Origin of the sequence: Rhodoferax lithotrophicus (assembly GCF_019973615.1) — a bacterium.
In the GTDB taxonomy this organism is placed as follows: Bacteria; Pseudomonadota; Gammaproteobacteria; order Burkholderiales; family Burkholderiaceae_C; genus Rhodoferax; species Rhodoferax lithotrophicus.
The window spans coordinates 151,669-169,497 of record NZ_AP024238.1 but is presented as its reverse complement, the minus strand read 5'-3'; the positions used below and the strand labels follow the sequence as shown (position 1 = coordinate 169,497).

14 protein-coding genes are annotated in these 17,829 nt (G+C 57.2%); 6 read left to right on the top strand and 8 right to left on the bottom strand.

All coding sequences use genetic code 11. The features are described from left to right. Positions 1-15: 15 nt before the first annotated feature. The 7 genes from LDN84_RS00755 to LDN84_RS00725 all read right to left on the bottom strand — a co-directional run bounded on the left by LDN84_RS00755 (position 16) and on the right by LDN84_RS00725 (position 7,145). Positions 16-2,328, bottom strand: a complete 2,313-nt coding sequence (locus tag LDN84_RS00755) for an NADP-dependent malic enzyme (protein WP_223906722.1) — start codon at positions 2,326-2,328, stop codon at positions 16-18. 257 nt (positions 2,329-2,585) lie between these two features. Beyond that, complete coding sequence (locus LDN84_RS00750; RefSeq protein ID WP_223906719.1) at positions 2,586-3,758, bottom strand: FAD-dependent oxidoreductase; 1,173 nt, start codon at positions 3,756-3,758, stop codon at positions 2,586-2,588. A 41-nt stretch (positions 3,759-3,799) separates the two neighbouring features. Further along, a complete protein-coding gene (locus tag LDN84_RS00745; protein WP_223906716.1) occupies positions 3,800-3,964 on the bottom strand; it encodes a rubredoxin in 165 nt (54 codons plus the stop codon). A gap of 89 nt (positions 3,965-4,053) precedes the next feature. Further along, complete coding sequence (locus LDN84_RS00740) at positions 4,054-4,530, bottom strand: rubrerythrin family protein (RefSeq protein WP_223906710.1); 477 nt, start codon at positions 4,528-4,530, stop codon at positions 4,054-4,056. Between the two features lie 281 nt (positions 4,531-4,811). Then, a complete protein-coding gene (locus LDN84_RS00735; protein ID WP_223906707.1) occupies positions 4,812-5,216 on the bottom strand; it encodes a hypothetical protein in 405 nt (134 codons plus the stop codon). Positions 5,217-5,305: 89 nt separating this feature from the next. Further along, positions 5,306-6,703, bottom strand: a complete 1,398-nt coding sequence (locus tag LDN84_RS00730) for a glutamine synthetase family protein (protein WP_223906704.1) — start codon at positions 6,701-6,703, stop codon at positions 5,306-5,308. A 121-nt stretch (positions 6,704-6,824) separates the two neighbouring features. Continuing rightward, positions 6,825-7,145, bottom strand: coding sequence for a hypothetical protein (locus LDN84_RS00725; protein ID WP_223906700.1), 321 nt, complete (start codon positions 7,143-7,145; stop codon positions 6,825-6,827). Between the two features lie 303 nt (positions 7,146-7,448). Between LDN84_RS00725 and LDN84_RS00720 the strand changes: the two genes are divergently transcribed. The 5 genes from LDN84_RS00720 to LDN84_RS00700 all read left to right on the top strand — a co-directional run bounded on the left by LDN84_RS00720 (position 7,449) and on the right by LDN84_RS00700 (position 16,066). Further along, positions 7,449-9,377 carry an acyl CoA:acetate/3-ketoacid CoA transferase gene (locus LDN84_RS00720; RefSeq protein WP_276572410.1) on the top strand — a complete coding sequence of 643 codons (1,929 nt, stop codon included), beginning with the start codon at positions 7,449-7,451 and terminating at the stop codon, positions 9,375-9,377. Positions 9,378-9,449: 72 nt separating this feature from the next. Continuing rightward, positions 9,450-10,523 carry a response regulator gene (locus LDN84_RS00715; RefSeq protein WP_223906690.1) on the top strand — a complete coding sequence of 358 codons (1,074 nt, stop codon included), beginning with the start codon at positions 9,450-9,452 and terminating at the stop codon, positions 10,521-10,523. After that, positions 10,520-11,167 carry a response regulator gene (locus LDN84_RS00710; RefSeq protein ID WP_223906687.1) on the top strand — a complete coding sequence of 216 codons (648 nt, stop codon included), beginning with the start codon at positions 10,520-10,522 and terminating at the stop codon, positions 11,165-11,167. The genes LDN84_RS00715 and LDN84_RS00710 overlap by 4 nt, the downstream gene beginning before the upstream one ends. A gap of 103 nt (positions 11,168-11,270) precedes the next feature. Next, positions 11,271-13,442 carry a histidine kinase dimerization/phosphoacceptor domain -containing protein gene (locus tag LDN84_RS00705; protein ID WP_223906684.1) on the top strand — a complete coding sequence of 724 codons (2,172 nt, stop codon included), beginning with the start codon at positions 11,271-11,273 and terminating at the stop codon, positions 13,440-13,442. Next, positions 13,439-16,066, top strand: a complete 2,628-nt coding sequence (locus LDN84_RS00700; RefSeq protein ID WP_223906681.1) for a GAF domain-containing protein — start codon at positions 13,439-13,441, stop codon at positions 16,064-16,066. Before LDN84_RS00705 ends, LDN84_RS00700 begins: the two co-directional genes overlap by 4 nt. Positions 16,067-16,096: 30 nt before the next feature. On the opposite strand, the gene LDN84_RS00695 is transcribed toward LDN84_RS00700, so the two are convergent. Beyond that, complete coding sequence (locus LDN84_RS00695; RefSeq protein ID WP_223906678.1) at positions 16,097-16,597, bottom strand: low molecular weight protein-tyrosine-phosphatase; 501 nt, start codon at positions 16,595-16,597, stop codon at positions 16,097-16,099. Positions 16,598-16,681: 84 nt separating this feature from the next. On the opposite strand from LDN84_RS00695, the gene LDN84_RS00690 reads away from it, so the two are divergent. Continuing rightward, the gene (locus LDN84_RS00690; protein ID WP_223906675.1) at positions 16,682-17,827 is read left to right on the top strand and encodes a cupin domain-containing protein; all 1,146 of its coding nucleotides are present in this window, start codon (positions 16,682-16,684) and stop codon (positions 17,825-17,827) included. Positions 17,828-17,829: the final 2 nt, after the last annotated feature.

Sequence of the window (17,829 nt, the reverse complement as noted above, 5' to 3'; positions counted from 1 at the left end):
CTTAGCTAATTTCCCTTAGCGAACCGCGTTGGCATCCGCTACGGTGAGGGCGGTCATATTCACAATCCGGCGCACCGTGGTGCTGGCCGTCAAGATATGAACCGGTTTGGCGGCACCCAAAAGTACCGGTCCCACGGCAATGTTGCCACCTGCCGCTGTCTTGAGCAGGTTGTAAGCAATATTGGCAGCATCAATGTTGGGCAACACCAGCAGGTTGGCATCACTTTGCAAGGTACTGTGCGGCATGATGGCGCGCCTTGCTGCGCTGTCCAGCGCCACATCGCCGTGCATCTCGCCATCAGCCTCCAGCCAGGGTGCGCGCTCGCGCAACAGGGCCAAGGTTTCGCGCATCTTCACTGCACTGGGTTGGGTGCTGCTGCCAAAGTTGGAATGGCTCAGCAACGCCACTTTGGGAGGGATACCAAAGCGCAACATTTCTTCGGCCGCCATGACCGTGATTTCAGCCAATTGCTCGGCATTGGGATCGTAATTGATGTGTGTATCCACCAAAAAGACCTGACGGCCAGGCAACATCAGACCATTCATGGCCGCATAGGTTTTGACTCCTTCACGCTTACCAATCACAGAATCAATGTATTGCAGATGCAGCGATGTGGTTCCCCAGGTTCCGCAGATCAAACCGTCCACGTAGCCCTTGTGCAGCATCATGGCCCCAATCAGTGACAGGCGACGGCGCATTTCGATCTTGGCCACCGGCACGGTCACACCTTTGCGCTCGGTCATGCGGTGGTAGGTTTGCCAGAAATCGCGGTAGCGATCATCGCGCTCCACATTCACCACCTCGTAATCCACACCTTCCTTCAAGCGCAGGCCAAATTTTTCAATACGCTCGGCAATCACCGCCGGGCGACCAATCAAGGTAGGCATGGCCAAACTCTCGTCCACCACAATTTGTGCCGCACGCAAGACACGCTCGTCCTCACCTTCGGAGAACGCCACGCGTTTTTTGAGGGCTTTTTTGGCGGCGGTAAAGATCGGCTTCATCACCGTGCCCGACGCGTAGACAAAACTTTGCAGCTTCTCGCGATAGGCATCCATGTCAGCAATAGGGCGCTGCGCCACACCACTGTCTGCAGCAGCTTGCGCCACCGCTGGAGCCACCTTCATCATCAGGCGCGGGTCAAACGGCTTGGGAATCAGGTATTCACGTCCAAATGCCAGCGGCTCCCCTGCATAGGCAGCGGCCACCACTTCACTTTGCTCGGCCTGTGCCAATTCGGCAATGGCATGCACAGCGGCCATTTCCATCTCGACCGTGATGGTGGTGGCACCCGCATCCAGCGCACCGCGAAAAATATACGGGAAGCACAGGATGTTGTTGATCTGGTTCGGGTAATCCGAGCGGCCCGTGCCAATGATGGCATCGTCGCGCACGGCCTTGACTTCTTCCGGGGTGATTTCCGGCGTGGGGTTGGCCAGTGCAAAAATGATCGGATTTCCCGCCATGCGCTTGACCATGTCGGCCTTGAGAACGCCCCCAGCGGACAAGCCGAGAAACACATCGGCGTTGTCAATCACTTCACCCAGCTTGCGGGCATCGGTTTTTTGGGCATAAATGGCTTTGTCGGGATCCATCAACTCCAGACGACCTTCATAGACCACACCGGCCAGGTCGGTGACCCAGACGTTTTCACGACGCACGCCCAGTTTGACCAGCAAGCCAACACAAGCCAGCGCTGCAGCACCCGCGCCGGAAGTCACCAGTTTCACCTGGCTGATGTCTTTGCCCGCCACTTTCAAGCCATTCATGATCGCCGCGCCCACGGTGATGGCCGTACCGTGCTGGTCATCATGAAACACCGGGATTTTCATGCGTTCGCGCAGCTTGCGTTCGACATAGAAGCAGTCAGGGGCTTTGATGTCTTCCAGGTTGATGCCGCCAAAGGTCGGCTCCAGCGAGGCAATGATGTCAACCAGTTTGTCGAGATCCTGTTTCTCGTCAATCTCGATGTCAAACACATCAATGCCTGCGAATTTTTTGAACAGAACGCCCTTGCCTTCCATCACCGGCTTGCCCGCCAGCGGGCCAATGTCACCCAAACCCAGCACAGCGGTGCCATTGGTCACCACCCCCACCAGATTGCCCCGGCTGGTGTACTTGTAGGCATTGTTGGGATCTTTGACGATTTCTTCGCACGGAATGGCTACGCCCGGAGAGTAAGCCAGCGCCAGATCGTGCTGATTGACCAACTGTTTGGTCGCCGCAATGGAAATCTTGCCGGGAGTCGGAAACTGGTGGTATTCAAGGGCAGCGCGGCGTAATTCGGCACGTTTGTCTTCGGGGGTGGCCGGGGCGGCTTGAGTCATGAGGTCTCCTGCAGGTGAGATGCTGGCCAAGCGACCAGCTTTGTGAGAAATTCAAACAGAAATTGTAGACCTTGGGATAGCGGCGCATGAATCAGCTGCCGGGCCACCGCGCCACACGGAGAAACAAAGCGCCGTACCCCGCGGTGGAGGAGGTGAATCACCACCAGAAAATCCGCACTTAAACAGACTCCACCAGCGCTGCCGCATGCGGGGGGGCAGGGGTGCAGGTCCATCACCGCCACACCCGGACACCCGTGTCAGCCAGCTGACGGAACAACTTGCCGGGCCCATTCGGCACGGCGGCTGGTCTGTTGACCCGCCAGTGCAAAGCCGCGAACCACTTGCATGGCATCCACAAACTGCCAGATGCCCGGTTCCTGTAGATGCCATTGGCCCGCCGTCCCTGGCGCGGGCGCGGCCACCGTCCAAGGTAGTGCGGGTGTCTTGATGGCCACCGGCATCAACGGAAATTGCACCGGCGTGGCCTGCCCGTTCAGCGTGGCCGCCAATGCCTTGGCGGCATGCATGATCGGCATCACATAAGGCAGGGTGCGCCCCAGGGTGTACTGTGCGGCATCACCCAAGGCGTAAACATGCTCGGCGCTGGTTTGCAATTGAGCGTTCACCCGGATGCCACGGTCACACGCCAGCCCGGCGGCCTGAGCCAGCGACAGGTCAGCACGCAGACCAATGGCGCTGAGCACCACATCGGCGTGCAGATGCTCGCCGTTGGCCAACATCACGTCCAACGGATCGGTTGTGGAGTGATGGCTGACACTCTGCACCGTGGTACCCAAGCGCCAGTCCACCCCCTTCTTGTACAGCGCGCTTTGCAGTTGCGCCCCGGCATCCAGAGGCAGCAAGGCGGCTATTGGACTGGCCGATGGATCCACCACGGTGACCGCAAAACCCGCGCTGGCCAGATCGTTGGCAAACTCGCAGCCGATCAATCCGGCACCCATGATGACAGCATGTTTTTTGCTATTCAAATAAGAGCTACTAGCGCTTGTCAGATAAGCATGAAAGACCGAAAAGTCTTGTAAAGAATTGACCGACAAGACACGCTCAACCGCATTACCAGCCAGTGGCAGGCGAATCGCCTGAGCGCCCGTCGCCAGCACCAGGTCACGGTAGCCCAGATCGCCCTGACGGGTGTGTACCAGGCGCTGCACCGGGTCGATGCCCGTGACCTGGGTATGGGCCATCAGCGTGACTTGAAGCGTCTGCGCCATCTGGGTGGCTGGTGTGGTCACCAGTTGCGCCGGGGTGCGCTGCTGGGCAAAGGCATTGGAGAGTGACGGTTTGGCATAAAAATCACCGCTGTCTGCGGTGATCAACACCAACGGCGTGGTGGCATCCAGCTTGCGAAACTCGCGTGCCGTGGTCCAACCAGCCAGACCGGCTCCGATGATGAGAAGAGGAGGTGTCATGTTCGATGAGGGACAGCGCTACAGAGCTGTCCCGCCAGGTCTTAAATCTCGACCGCCTCAAAGTCGGCCTTGGCGACACCGCAGTCCGGGCAGGACCAGGTTTCGGGGACATCTGCCCAGCGGGTGCCGGGGGCAATGCCGTCTTCGGGACGGCCAGCAGTCTCGTCGTACACAAAGCCGCAAACAATACACATGTAGGTTTTCATAAATACTCCAGTTTATATAAGAAATTAGGCTCTAGCCCTTGCTTATCAAGCGCAAAGAGCTATTGAATAGATAGCAATCAAAAACCATGTCAGACCGCTACTTTGGCCAATTGGGCTTTGTAGTGGTTGGCGTGACGCTCTTCCACGCGGGCCAGGGCGGCAAAACGTTTCTGGGCTTTCTCCAGCGTGGCTTTGAACTGGGCGGCGTGCACCTTGCTTTCTTCGATTTGCTCATCCATTTCAGCCACCGCGGCAGCGTGGCCTTCAGCCTCGGCGGTGGCACGAAAACCGGGGTACATCTCGGTGTACTCGTAAGTTTCGCCGTCAATGGCGATTTGCAAGGCTTTCGCCGGTGTCATGCTGGCCTTGGGGTAGAGCAGATCCAGATGACCGAAGGCGTGCATCACCTCCTGGTCAGCCGTCTCTTCAAAGGTGCGAGCGGTCGCTTCATCCCCCATCTCGCGGGCCAGTTTGGCGAAGTAGCGGTATTTGATGTGTGCCATGGATTCGCCGGCAAACGCGGCTTCCAGATTGGCCATGGTCTTGATTTCGGGGCGTGTGGTCATCATGAACTCCTGTGGGTTGAACCGTTTGCCGATAGACGTATTCGATCAGCACAGGACGAATGTTAGGCTCATTCAATTAACTAAGCCAATTGAATTTGACTAATTAATTGATAGAAGCTATTCAACAACACGTGTCAAAACCAGCTTGGGCACCGCCCCCAGAAGGACACCGGAACCCCTTTTCAGCAAGGAATGAGGTGGGCCAAGCAGCCCTTGTGTCAGGGCGTTGGTCAAACCCTGGTGATGGCCAGGGAGAAATTCAAAAGCACGGGTGGCAGAAATCAGTCGTGGCCGTGCCCTTTTTTGTGCTTTGGATGGTCACGACGCTCGGACTCGCCGCGGTACTGGGGTACATAAACTTCCCGGTACCAGTTGTCTTGCACAAAATAGACGGGTTGGCCACACGCGTTGTAGCGGGCGCAATGCTTGTCCCAGTGTTTTTCATGGCCAGACGGTACGCGCAGGTAAATGGGTTGACGGACGATGGCGGTCGGCTGTTGCTGAATGATCACCGGTTGCGGGTAAATCACCACGGGCGAGGGCACACGACCCACATCAATACGTCCGTAAAACCCGGGTTGGGATACGTTCACGGAGATGCCAACATCGGCAGCGTGGGCGGCAGTCAGCAGGTTGGTGGCAACCCAAAGACTGCCAAGCATCAGGGAAAAGGTTGTTTTTTGCATGCACCCATTTTAGGCAGGCACCCCACCGCTCACGGTAAGCAAAAGTAACACGCACCAACGCGGTTGCCCTTTGCACAGACCGGTGAAACTCAGACCTGAGGCAGCAAGAAACGCCGCTCCCAAGGGCTGATTTCCGCCAGAAAACTCTGGTATTCCAGCTCTTTGACGGCGCAGTAGCCGGTCACAAAATCGGCACCCAGAATCGCCTGTGCCTGGCGGCTACCCTGCAGGGCAAGCAGTGCGGCCTCCATGCTGCGCGGCAAGGTGTGCGCATGGTTGTAGCCATTGCCTGTGACTGGTTCGGATGGGGTGAGCTGCTCTTGCAAGCCGTAGAGGCCGCCCGCCAATGAGGCGGCCAGTGCCAGATAAGGATTGGCATCCGCCCCGGCCACCCGGTTTTCCACCCGCCGCGCAGCCGGGCTGCTGGCCGGAATACGCAGACCGGTGGTCCGGTTGTCATAGCCCCACTGCAAATTGGTCGGAGCTTGGCTACCCACCACATAACGCCGGTACGAATTGACATTGGGAGCAAACAGCAACATCAGCTCGGGGCCCAAGGCTTGCAGCCCGGCAATAAACTGCCTGAACCGGGGGCTTTCGCCGCCATCTGGCTGGCTGAAAATGTTCTGCCCCTGCGCATCCACCACGCTGATGTGCAGGTGCATGGAGCTCCCCGAACTGCCTGCAATGGGTTTGGCCAGGAATACGGCATTCAGACCGTGTTTGAGGGCTATTTCACGCGCCGCATATTTGAACAAGAAGGCCTGATCAGCCACCGCCACGGCATCACCGTGCAGCAGATTGATTTCATATTGCGTTGCGCCGACTTCATGAATCCAGGTATCGGTGCGGATACCCAAAGTCTGACAAGCCTCACGAAACTCGTTCCAGAAAGGAGCCAGTTCGTTGAGCATGTTCAGGCTGAACGCGCTTTGGCCTACTTCAGCACGCCCACCACGCACGATGGGTGCCTGCAGTGCCTGACAGGGGTCCGTGTTGGCCGTTGTCAGGTAAAACTCAATCTCTGGGGCCACCACGGGGGTCAAACCCAAGGCGGCATAGCTGGCCAGCACCTTCTTCAGGATGCTGCGCGGGGCAAAGGAACACAGCTGACCATCGAGCTCCAGGCAATCATGTACCGCCACCGCCCGCGGCACACTGGCCCAGGGTGCCAGTGCGACGGTCGCGTACTCCGGTATCAGGCGCACGTCGGGGTCAGAGTCCGGGAACACCGGGTTGTAGGAGTATTCACCCGTGACCGCCTGCATCGGAATGGCCTGGCAAATGCGCAACTCGCCACCCGCCAAGAAACTCGCCGCAGGCATCAACTTGCCACGTGGGTAACCTGAAATGTCAGGAAAAATGCACTCGACATCACGCAGCCCATGCTGGGCAAACCAGGCGTTTAACCGCTTGGGGACGCTGCTGGTGGCGGAGGATGAGAAATCTTCAGCACTTGTCGCTGGAGTATGGACGGACGTGGGCATAGGGCCTGGATGCAGGAGTGAAGGTGCAGCCAGTTTAAGCCCGCCAAGCGCTGGCCACAAACAATGTCCCAGCCGGGTTGACCAATCAGGGACATGCGTGAACTTGCTGGACCGTACCGACCTATGGTGTATCTGTCATCACGGCGGGTGCTGGCTGGGTGGCACGCCCAAAACCAAGGCTGGCCAGCTCATGGCGCATGGCGTTCACACGAGCCAGATCTTGCGAACTTCCGGTTCGTCGGTATTGAGCCTGGGCTTGGTGACTGAGCTTGATCATGGTTGCCACATCATGCGTCATCACGGGGGTCACCGGATGCGTTGCCGCAGCCTGAATCACAGGCACGGTACTCACAGGCGCGGATGGATCACTTTGTGCCAGGCTGCTTTGCGTAGCAGCAACACCAACCAGGGCAAGCAGCCAGGGAGAGAAAAATTTGTTCATGGGAAAACTCCAAAAATAAAACCCAAAGCCAAGGGATCAAGGGATGGCAAACGCCCCTCAGACATCGATGTGGCATCACCATATCTGAAGGTTTTGACGGTTTTGCGGCAAACGTAACGCCTGGGCTCTTCACGCGACATCCGTTACAAATGCTTCCAAATGACCTGGGGTTTGTCACAAACAGGTGTGGTTTACAGGCCCCAAAAAAACAGCAAATACTTGTCGCAGATCAAGGAAATGCCACATCACTGATCCTTACTGCGGTGCTAAAGTCAAATGCTTAAAAACCCCACGGAGTGAATGATGCGTAAAAAAGTAGTTTCTGCAGCCCAGGCCATTGCTCTCTTGCGTGATGGTGACACCTTGTGTTGCTCGGGGTTTGGTGCCAATGGGGTGCCCGTTGAACTTATTCTGGCGCTGGAAAAACGCTTTCTTGACACCGCAGCCCCACGTGACCTGACCCTGCTGTTTGGCGGTGGGCCAGGGGATTCGGCACAGGGCGGAGCCAACCGGCTGGCACACACCGGTTTGATCAAACGCGCCGTGGGTGGCCACTACGGCATGCTGCCCCAGTTGGGCAAATTGGCTCTGAGTAACCAGATTGAGGCCTACAACCTGCCGCTGGGCGTGATCTCGCACATGTACCGCGACATCGCATGTGGCCTGCCCGGCACGGTATCCAAAGTGGGTTTGGGCACTTTTGTGGATCCCCGACTGGAAGGCGGCAAGATTGGCAGCAAAACGACCGAAGACCTGGTCAGTGTGGTCAGCCTGGGCGGGGAAGAGCTTTTGTTTTACAAAGCCATACCGATCTCCGTGGCCTTCATCCGGGCCACCAGCGCCGATGCCGAGGGCAATCTGACGCTGGAGCGAGAAGTCTTGACACAAGACGTGCTGGCGATTGCCACCGCCACCAAAAACAGCGGCGGCCTGGTGATTGCCCAGGTCGAACGCATTGTGGAACGTGGTTCGCTGAACCCGCGCCACGTCAAAGTGCCCGGCATTCTGGTGGATTGTGTGGTGCTGGCCCAGCCTGAAAACCATCTGCAAAACCTGGGCGGTGGTTACAACCCGGCTTTTTCTGCTGAAGTACGGGTACCGCTGGACGCGCTGGAGCCCATGCCGCTGGATGAACGCAAAGTGATTGCCCGCCGTGCCGCGTTTGAGCTCAAACCAAATGCGGTGGTCAACCTGGGCATTGGTATGCCCGAGGGTGTGGCCGCCGTGGCCAATGAAGAAAAAATCCTGAAATTCATGACGCTCACCGCCGAGCCTGGTGTGATTGGCGGCATGCCGGCTTCCGGCCTCTACTTTGGTGCGGCGACCAACCCGGATGCGGTGATTGACATGAACCAACAGTTCGACTTTTACGATGGTGGCGGGCTCGATCTGGCCTGCCTCGGACTGGCCGAGTGCGACCCCTCTGGCAGCATCAACGTCAGCCGCTTCGGCCCCAAACTGGCGGGGGCAGGCGGTTTTATCAACATCACGCAAAACAGCCGCACAGTGGTGTTTGTTGGTACCTTCACGGCCGGAGGCTTGAAAGTTGCACTGCAAGACGGACAAGTGCGCATCTTGCAGGAAGGGCGGGCACACAAGTTTGTCCAGCACATTGAGCAAGTGACCTTCAGCGGCCCCTATGCGGCCAAAGCGGGCAAAACCGTGCTGTATGTCACGGAGCGTTGTGTCTTCAAGCTGACGGCACAGGGGCTGGAGCTGATCGAGGTGGCCCCGGGCATTGACATTGAACGCGACATCCTGGCGCACATGGATTTCAAACCCATCATCAACCACCCGCAAGCCATGGATGCGCGGATTTTTGCCCCCGAGGTCATGCGCCTGAACGACACCCTGCTGTCCATCAGCCTGGTGGATCGCATGCAGTTTGATACCAAACAAGGCATTGCCTATTACAACTTCCAGGGCTTGAAAGTCCATAGCCTCAAGGATGTGCAAGACATTGCCCAGGCCGCGCGCGATTTGTGTGAACCGCTGGGCAAAAAAATTGCCGTGGTGGTCAATTACGACAACTTCCAGATTGATGAGGCGGTGGTGGACGACTACGCCGCCATGGTCAAAGTGCTCAGCGATGCCTATTACACCGATGTATCACGCTATACCACCAGTGCTTTTATGCGATTAAAACTGGGTGAAGCGCTTGAACAGAGAGGCTTGGCTGCTCACATTTATGAAACTCCGCAAGAAGCCAGATCAACCGCACACAAAACTTAGGCCACAGGCAAAATCAGTCCCGCTACACTTTCCCACCCACGCCGAAAGTCTCCACTGAGGACATCCATTGCCATGCCGACACCATGCCCTCGTGTTCTTGTTGTTGAAGACGAACTGATTGTTGCCCGAGATATTGAGCAGCAGTTAGTCACCTTGGGCTATCTACCGGTGGGTGGGGCCTCCATGGGTGAAGAGGCCATCACACAGGCCACCGAATTAAAGCCCGATCTTGTGCTGATGGACATCCAGCTCGCAGGCACGATGGACGGCATTGAAGCGGCAAAAGCCATTCGCACCCAGCTCGGCTTGCCTGTGGTGTTTTTAACTGCCTTTTCTGCGGACGATATATTGGCGCGGGCCAAACTCACCGAGCCTTTTGGTTACATCCTGAAGCCCTTTTCTGAGCGTGAACTCGGCACCGTGCTGGCTATGGCGTTATACAAACACCAGGCTGAAGCCCGTTTGCGAACCAGTACCCGACAGCTCAAAGCCTTGTCCCAGCGTGTGCTCGAAGTTCAGGAACAAGAGCGCCGCCGTGTGGCCATTGAATTACATGACGAGTTAGGCCAATCACTCACCGCTATCAAAATCAATTTGCAATTGGGTGAGCGTTTCAAAGACCGCGCTCCACCTGAACTCTATGCCGAAAACCTGCGCATTGTCGAAGAGGCCCTGAAGCAGGTGCGCCACCTGGCCACCGGCTTGCGCCCCTCGATGCTTGACGATCTGGGGCTGGCCCCGGCGTTGAAATGGATGGCCGAACAAAGCGCCAGCCGTAGCGGACTGGAGGTATCTTTTCACCACGAGCGCACACAGGTGCGACTGGCTCCAGAGATTGAAACCGCTTGTTTTCGCATCGTTCAGGAAGCGTTGACCAATATCAGCCGCCACGCCCAGGCCAAGCGTGTGGCGATCAGCCTGCGCCGCGACGGCACTGATTTGTTGCTGTGTGTCCAGGACGACGGCCTTGGCTTTGATCTTGCCGCCATGCAAGAACGTGCCACGGCAGGTGGCAGTTTGGGCGTGTTGGGTATGCAGGAGCGCGCCACCTTGCTGGGTGGGCAGCTCAGCGTGGTGTCGGCCCTTGGCCAAGGCTGTACCGTTCAACTGCGCGCGCCCTGGCGCAATCTGGAGGAGCGTCCATGACCACCGTGCGTGTGCTGCTGGCTGACGACCATACCTTGGTGCGGGCGGGTCTTAAAAAAATACTCGAATCCATGCCCGACATAACCGTTGTGGGAGAAGCCGGGAGCGGTCTGGAGCTGCTTGATCTGGCCGCTCAGCACAAGCCTGATCTGGTGTTGATGGACATTGCCATGCCAGGCCTCAATGGCCTTGAAGCCACCGAACGATTGATGCGCACCATGCCGGACATTCGTGTGCTGATTCTGTCCATGCATCAAAACGAAGAATATGTACGCAAGGCACTGTGCCATGGCGCGGTGGCTTATCTCCTGAAAGATGCGGCCCTGATGGAGCTTGAGCTGGCCATCCAAGCCGTTCTGCGTGGTGAAACCTACCTCAGCCCCGCCGTTTCTGGTGGTGTGGTGAATGACTATGTCAAGCGCCTGCGCCGCGACGAACCGGAGCAAGCCGCTTTGACGGCACGCCAAAGCGAAGTGCTCAAGCTCATTGCCGAAGGGCTCAGCACCAAGGAAATTGCACGCCGTCTGGATCTGTCGGTGAAAACCGTGGATACCCACCGCAGTCAACTGATGAAACAGCTCGACATTCATGAAGTCGCTGGCCTGGTGCGTTACGCCATGCGTGTAGGCTTGGTCAGCAGCTAATCAGGGTGATGACCGAAGGTGTGGAGAAAATCATGCTATAGCGCCCGTAAATACTGCGCAGGTAACTCTTATTTTTATAGCTAATTGATTCCTTGAACATCCCATGAAGCTGCCCACGTTCCAATGGGGATCTCTCAAAACCAAGGTTACCCTGCTTACCCTCGGTATTTTTGTGATGGGCATGACCATCGTCACGGTGTGGACAGCCCACATGCTGCGCGAAGACATGCTCACCATGCTGGAACAGCAGCAATTCTCAATTGCCACCATTGTCGCCGCCGAGGTGAACCAGGAGTTGTCTGACCGCCTGCACAACGTCGAGCTGGCGGCAGCAGGTATCAGCCCTGCATTGCTGGCCAATACATCCGCATTGCAACAGCATTTGGCAGATCATCGCGTGCTACAGGGCATGTTTAATGCCGGCACATTGGTCACTCGGGGCGATGGCACGGCGGTGGCATCGGTGCCTGCGTTCATGCAGCACACAGGTGTGCATTTCATGGACCGTCACCCCATGGCACTGGTGATGGCACAAGGTAAATCAGGCATCAGTCCAGTCACCCTGGACAAGCAACGGCAGACCCCGATGATCGCCATCATGGCCCCCATTTTTGACCCCAAGGGCAAGGTTATTGGCACACTGGCCGGCGTTATCAACCTGGTCGATTTCAATTTTTTCGACAAAATCATCGGCGGCCACCAGGGCCATACCGGCAACTATGTGTTGGTCAGCCGGGAACAGCGCATGATCGTGACCGGTACCCACAAGCGCAGCGCGATGCAGACGCTGCCGCCACCCGGTGTCAACACCATGGAGGATCGGTTTGTCGCCGGCTTTGAAGGTGCCGGTATCGGCACCACACCCGCTGGCGAAGAGGTACTGGTGGCAGCCATGAGTATTCCGGTGGCCAACTGGTATGCGGCCGCACACATACCAACCGTAGAGGCCTTTGCCCCTATCAAGGCGCTGCAACAGCGCATGTGGTTGGCGATTGGATTCATGACCTTATTCACCGCCTCACTCACCTGGTGGGTACTGCGGCGCCAGCTCGCTCCCTTGGTCAACACCGCCGCCGCCCTGGCAGCATTGCCTGAAAATTCGCAGTTCCCGGCTGAGCTGCCGATTACCATGAACGACGAAATTGGCCAGCTGATTGCTGGCTTCAATCAGCTGCTGAAAACCTTGGGCAAGCGTGATGTCGTTTTGCGCAACAAGCAAGCGCAGCTCGACCAGTTGGTGAGTGAACAAAATGCCATGCTCAGCAACAACATGATCGGCATTGTGAGGGTGACCCAACGTGTCGTGCAATGGGCCAACCCGGCGTTTGTCCACATGACAGGCTACCCGCTGGATGAGCTGGTGGGTCAATCCACCCGGATGCACTACCCCAGCGACGAGGCCTACCAAGCCCTGGCTCAAGCCGCCTACCCCATGCGGGCGGGCAAGGTTTTCCACACCCAGACAGAGCTCAAGCGCAAGGATGGCAGCCCGTATTGGGCCGACCTGAGCGGGGCCTTGCTTCAAAGCACATCCGAGGACACCTTATGGATATTTTTGGACATCACCGAGCGCAAACAAGCCGATAACGCGCTCCAGTCCAGCCTGCGCGACAAAGTGGCCTTGCTCAACGAGGTTCACCACCGCGTCAAAAACAACCTGCAAGTCATCACCAGCCTGCTGCGCCTGGAGGCCGGACGCAGCAGCCAGCCGGACACCCAGGCGGTGCTGGGTGAAATGCAGGGGCGGATTCGCTCCATGGCGTTGCTGCACGAAACGCTGTACCGCAGTGGCATCTTTGCCTCGGTGAATTTGGCCGACTACCTCAAACAGCTCGCGACACAGGCGTTCCGGGCGCAATCCCATGGCACCGTGCAATTGCAGTTGATGTTGAATGCGGTACACGTCAGCATGGACATGGCAACCCCCTGTGGCTTGTTGGTGAATGAACTGATTTCCAACAGTCTGAAACACGCCTTCCCCGATGGGCGCCAGGGCGAAGTGTCTGTCAGACTGCAGCCGGTAGACGCGCCTCAAGCAGGTGGCCCAACCTGGTGTCTGTGCGTCAGTGACAACGGTGTGGGTTTGCCTGTGAATTTTGAGCAACTGCGTGATCAATCCCTCGGCTTGCAGTTGGCAACCGATCTGTCACGCCAGTTAGGCAGCGTGCTGGACATTCACCCAGGCGCTGAAGGCACGACGGGGGCCCGTTTTTCCGTACGATTTACCCCAGACAGCACCACCGCAGGACGGGCACATGTGCCCGGGACTTCATGAACCGCCCCTCCACGCCGGAAGACTTCCCCCAACGCATGGTCAGGCTGTATGCCATGGCCCTGGAATGTCACAGTGCCATCATTCACAGCACCGGGCAAACATCCTTGTTTGAATCGGTTTGCCAATTTGGCATTCAGTCAGGCGTGTTCGACACCCTGTGGATCAGCCTGATGGATACCTCCACCCGTGGTTTCAAGTTACAAGCACATGCCGGGCAGCCGATGGAAGATGTAGTGCATGCGCCTATGGATCAGGTGTTTCGCAGCGTGTCGGAAAACCGCCCCTTGTGGTGCAACGACCTTTTGAACGACGCAGCCGCAACCTCGTTGACCAGTTTGGCCCGCCAGTACAACTGGAAATCGGCAGCGGTGATTCCCCTGACCACCAGCCACGGACCGGTGGCTGCCATGTTCCTGTTCGCCAAAACAGGTCAGACCTTTGACAAAACCGCCCGACGGCTGTTGACACAACTGGCGGACAACATCAGCCGCACCATGGAGGCCTTTGCACACGTCTCCCGGCATCAGCAAATTGAATTTGCCTTGCAGGAAAGTGAAGTACGTTACAACGCCCTGTTTGCCAGCAGTTCCATGCCGATGCTGGTGGTCGACCCACATCCGATGCGGGTGGTGGATGCCAACATCAAGGCGGTGAATTTCTTCCAGCTTGACCATGTGCCCCTGACCGCTGGCAGTGGCTTGAATCGGGCCAGTCTACAGGCCAACCCTGCGCTGGTGGACGTGCTGGACAGGCTGGAAAACCAGGCAGACCAACCGGCCCAGTTTACGGTCAAGTACCCGGTGTCTGACACGCAGACATTGGACCTGGAAGTGTTTTGCAGCCCTATCAGCATCGGTGGCAAGCTGCACTTCTTGCTGGCCTTCAACGACATCACGGCACGCTGCCGTATTGAGGTCAGCCTGCAGGCAGCACACCAGCTGACCCAAAGTTTCATCGACCAGATTCCGGGCACGGTGTTTCTGAAAGACAAGCAACTGCGGGTGGTGATGGCCAACAAGTTTTTGGGACAGGTACTTGGTGTAGACCCTCAAACGCTGATCGGAAAAACTGCGCATGAGATTTTTCCACCCGATTTGGCAGATGCCCTGACCATCCACGACCATGCGTTGCTGCAAAGCGGCCGCAGTCAAACGATGGAACAAGTTTTGGGGGAACAACATTTCGAAACCAGTCTGTTTGTTGTGAACGATGCCGCAGGTGAACCCTGTCTGGGTGGCATCAGCATGGATGTCACGGCACGCCAGCAAGCCAGTGAAACCACCCGTGCCATGTTGCGATTACATGAAGTGAGTGGCCAACTGTCAGAACATGAATTTTTGTCAATGGGGCTCGAAATGGCCGAGACCCTGACGCACAGCCAAATTGGGTTTCTGCACTTTGTCAATGAAGATCAGGAGAGCCTGGAACTGGTCGCCTGGACACGTGGGGCACTCCAAGGCTGCAGCGCCACACACGACACCCATTACCCGATCAGTCAGGCCGGCATTTGGGTGGACTGCTTGCGTGACCGCCAGCCTTTTGTGTGCAACGACTACACCAACTACCCCGCCAAACGTGGTTTGCCGCCGGGCCATGCCGAATTGCGGCGCTTGCTGTCGGTTCCGGTGTTTGAACAAGGCCGCGTCTGTTTGATTCTGGGTGTTGGCAATAAAACCGGGGCCTATGAAGCCGCTGACGTGGAACGGGTGCAGCTGATAGGCAATGACTTGTGGCGGATTACACGCAAAGCGCGGGTCGAAAAGGCCTTGCAAGAGAAAGTGACCGAGCTGGAGTCGACCAATCGCCAATTACTCAATTCCCAACTGCAATTGGTTCAATCTGAAAAACTCGCTGCCGTAGGGCAGTTGGCGGCGGGTGTGGCCCATGAAATCAACAATCCGATTGCCTTTGTCAACACCAATCTGGGCACGCTCAAAATTTACATGCAAAGCCTGCTCACCCTTCTTGGGGTGTATGAGCGCTGTGCCAGCGCCAATTCAGCAACGGACGGTGTCATCCTGAAACAGGCGCGTATACAGGCAGATCTGGACTTTTTGCGAGAAGATGTCCCGTCCCTGCTGAGTGAGTCCAGCGATGGATTGGAGCGGGTGAAGAAAATTGTGCTTGATCTTCGTGATTTCGCCCGTGTAGACAATGAAGGCTGGGTGGAATCCGATCTGCTGGCTGGCCTTGAAAGCACCCTGAACGTGGCACGCAACGAACTCAAATACACGGTGGACATCGTGAAAGACCTGACACCCTTGCCGCTGGTACGTTGCCATTTGGCACAAATCAACCAGGTTTTTCTGAACATGTTGCTCAACGCCGCCCAAGCCATGAAGGGGCATGGCCAAATCATCTTGCGCAGCGGCATCGAAGGTGGCTGGGTGTGGGTCAGTTTGCAAGACACCGGCATAGGTATGACCGCCGAGGTTAAAAGCAGAATTTTTGAGCCTTTTTTCACCACCAAACCAGTTGGCAAAGGCACCGGCCTGGGTTTGTCACTGTCGTTTGACATTGTGAAAAAACACGGTGGCCGCATTGAGGTCAACAGCACACCTGGGCAAGGCAGCTGTTTTCAGGTCTGGCTGCCGGTCGCAGGGCCAGCCAGTGACAGGGTTTAGACCCTGTTCACGCTCACCGAATCCACAGGATCAGGAAACCTTGTCATCTGCACTGCCGAGTTGATCCATGACCTCCAGTAAGACACCATCACAACCGTCTTCGATGATGTCAAGCACTTGCTCAAGGTCATTGGCTTGGCCATAAAACGGATCAGGCACATCAGCACTGGCCTGGTCACTGCAATAGTCGGTGAAGGCCTGCAACTTGCCCTGGTACTGTGGCGGGCACCGGGTGCGCAAGGTCTGCAGGTTGCTCTGCTGCATGGCCAGAATCAAATCAAAACGCTCAAAGTCTTCGGGGCGCATCAGCCGGACACGCAGGGCTGACAGGTCATAGCCACGCCGCAAGGCATGTTTCTGAGCGTGGTAGTCAATGGGCTCACCAGCGTTCAGGTCATGTGTGGCGGCCGAGGCCACCGTCACGCGGCGGGCCAGGCCATGCTGGATGGCTTTCTGACGCAACACCTCTTCGGCGGTGGGGCTGCGGCTCAGGTTGTCAGTACACACAAAGAGGATGGAGTAACTTGTCATGGTTCATGATTGTGCTTCAGGAAATCGGCGTTGATCTGGAGGTGGGTGCGATACTTGATACCTCATTTCTTCTGTTGGTGCTCCATGCTCACACTTCATCTGGCTGACTTTTCCCTTGAACATTTCATGGCCTGCTACTGGCAGCAAAAGCCGCTGGTGATTCGCCAGGGTTTTCAGGATTTTGAAGACCTGATCAGCCCCAACGACCTGGCCGGTCTGGCCATGGAAGAAGCCGTGGAGTCGCGCGTGGTGTACAAGAAAGGCGGCAAATGGCAGGCCGAAACCGGCCCCTTTGAATCGTTCAAACGCTTTGGCAAAACCGACTGGTCGCTGGTGGTGCAGGCGGTCAACCACTATTCGCCCGAGGTGGCCGAGCTGGTCAAACCCTTTGCCTTCATCCCCAAATGGCGCCTGGATGATGTGATGATCAGTTACGCCACCCCCGGTGGTGGTGTTGGCCCGCACATTGATTTGTACGACGTGTTCATTTGCCAGGGCTCGGGCCGTCGCCGCTGGCGAGTCGGTGACAAGGGCAACCACAAGCAGTTTGCCGCCCACGCCGCGCTGTTGCACACCGAGCCGTTCGAGGCCATCATCGACGTGGAACTGCTGCCCGGCGACATCTTGTACATTCCGCCGGGCTTTCCGCATGACGGCGTGACGCTGGAAGAATCCATGAGCTACTCGGTCGGTTTTCGCGCCAAATCCGGCTGTGACATGCTCAGTGGCCTGGCCGACTACGTGATCGACAAAGAGCTGGGCAAGACCCTGCTGGCCGACCCCAAGCGCCCGATTGCGCACCAGCAAGGCCGCATCGACGTGAGCGACCTGACCCTGATCCGCGCCAACCTGCAAAGCCTGCTCGACAACGATCAACTGATGGCCGACTTTGCCGGCAGCTATTTCTCCACCACCAAATGTGCACTCGACTTGCAGGCGCTCGATGAACCGCTGGAAACGGCTGACCTGGTGGAGATGCTGCAAGAGCAGCCGCTGATCCGCACCGGTGGGCTGCGCTGCTTCTATGTGGACACCACGCTGGCTCAAGGCGTGTGTTACGTGGACGGTGAGCGTTACGCCTTTGGTGCTGACCTGGTGCCGTCTGTCATCAGCCTGTGTGACCAGGATGAACTCAGCGCAGAGATGCTGGAGCCTGCTCTGAACAACCCGGAATTTGCCAGCAAACTCACCGAATGGGTGAACGCCGGTTACTGGTACTTTGCTGAATAAAG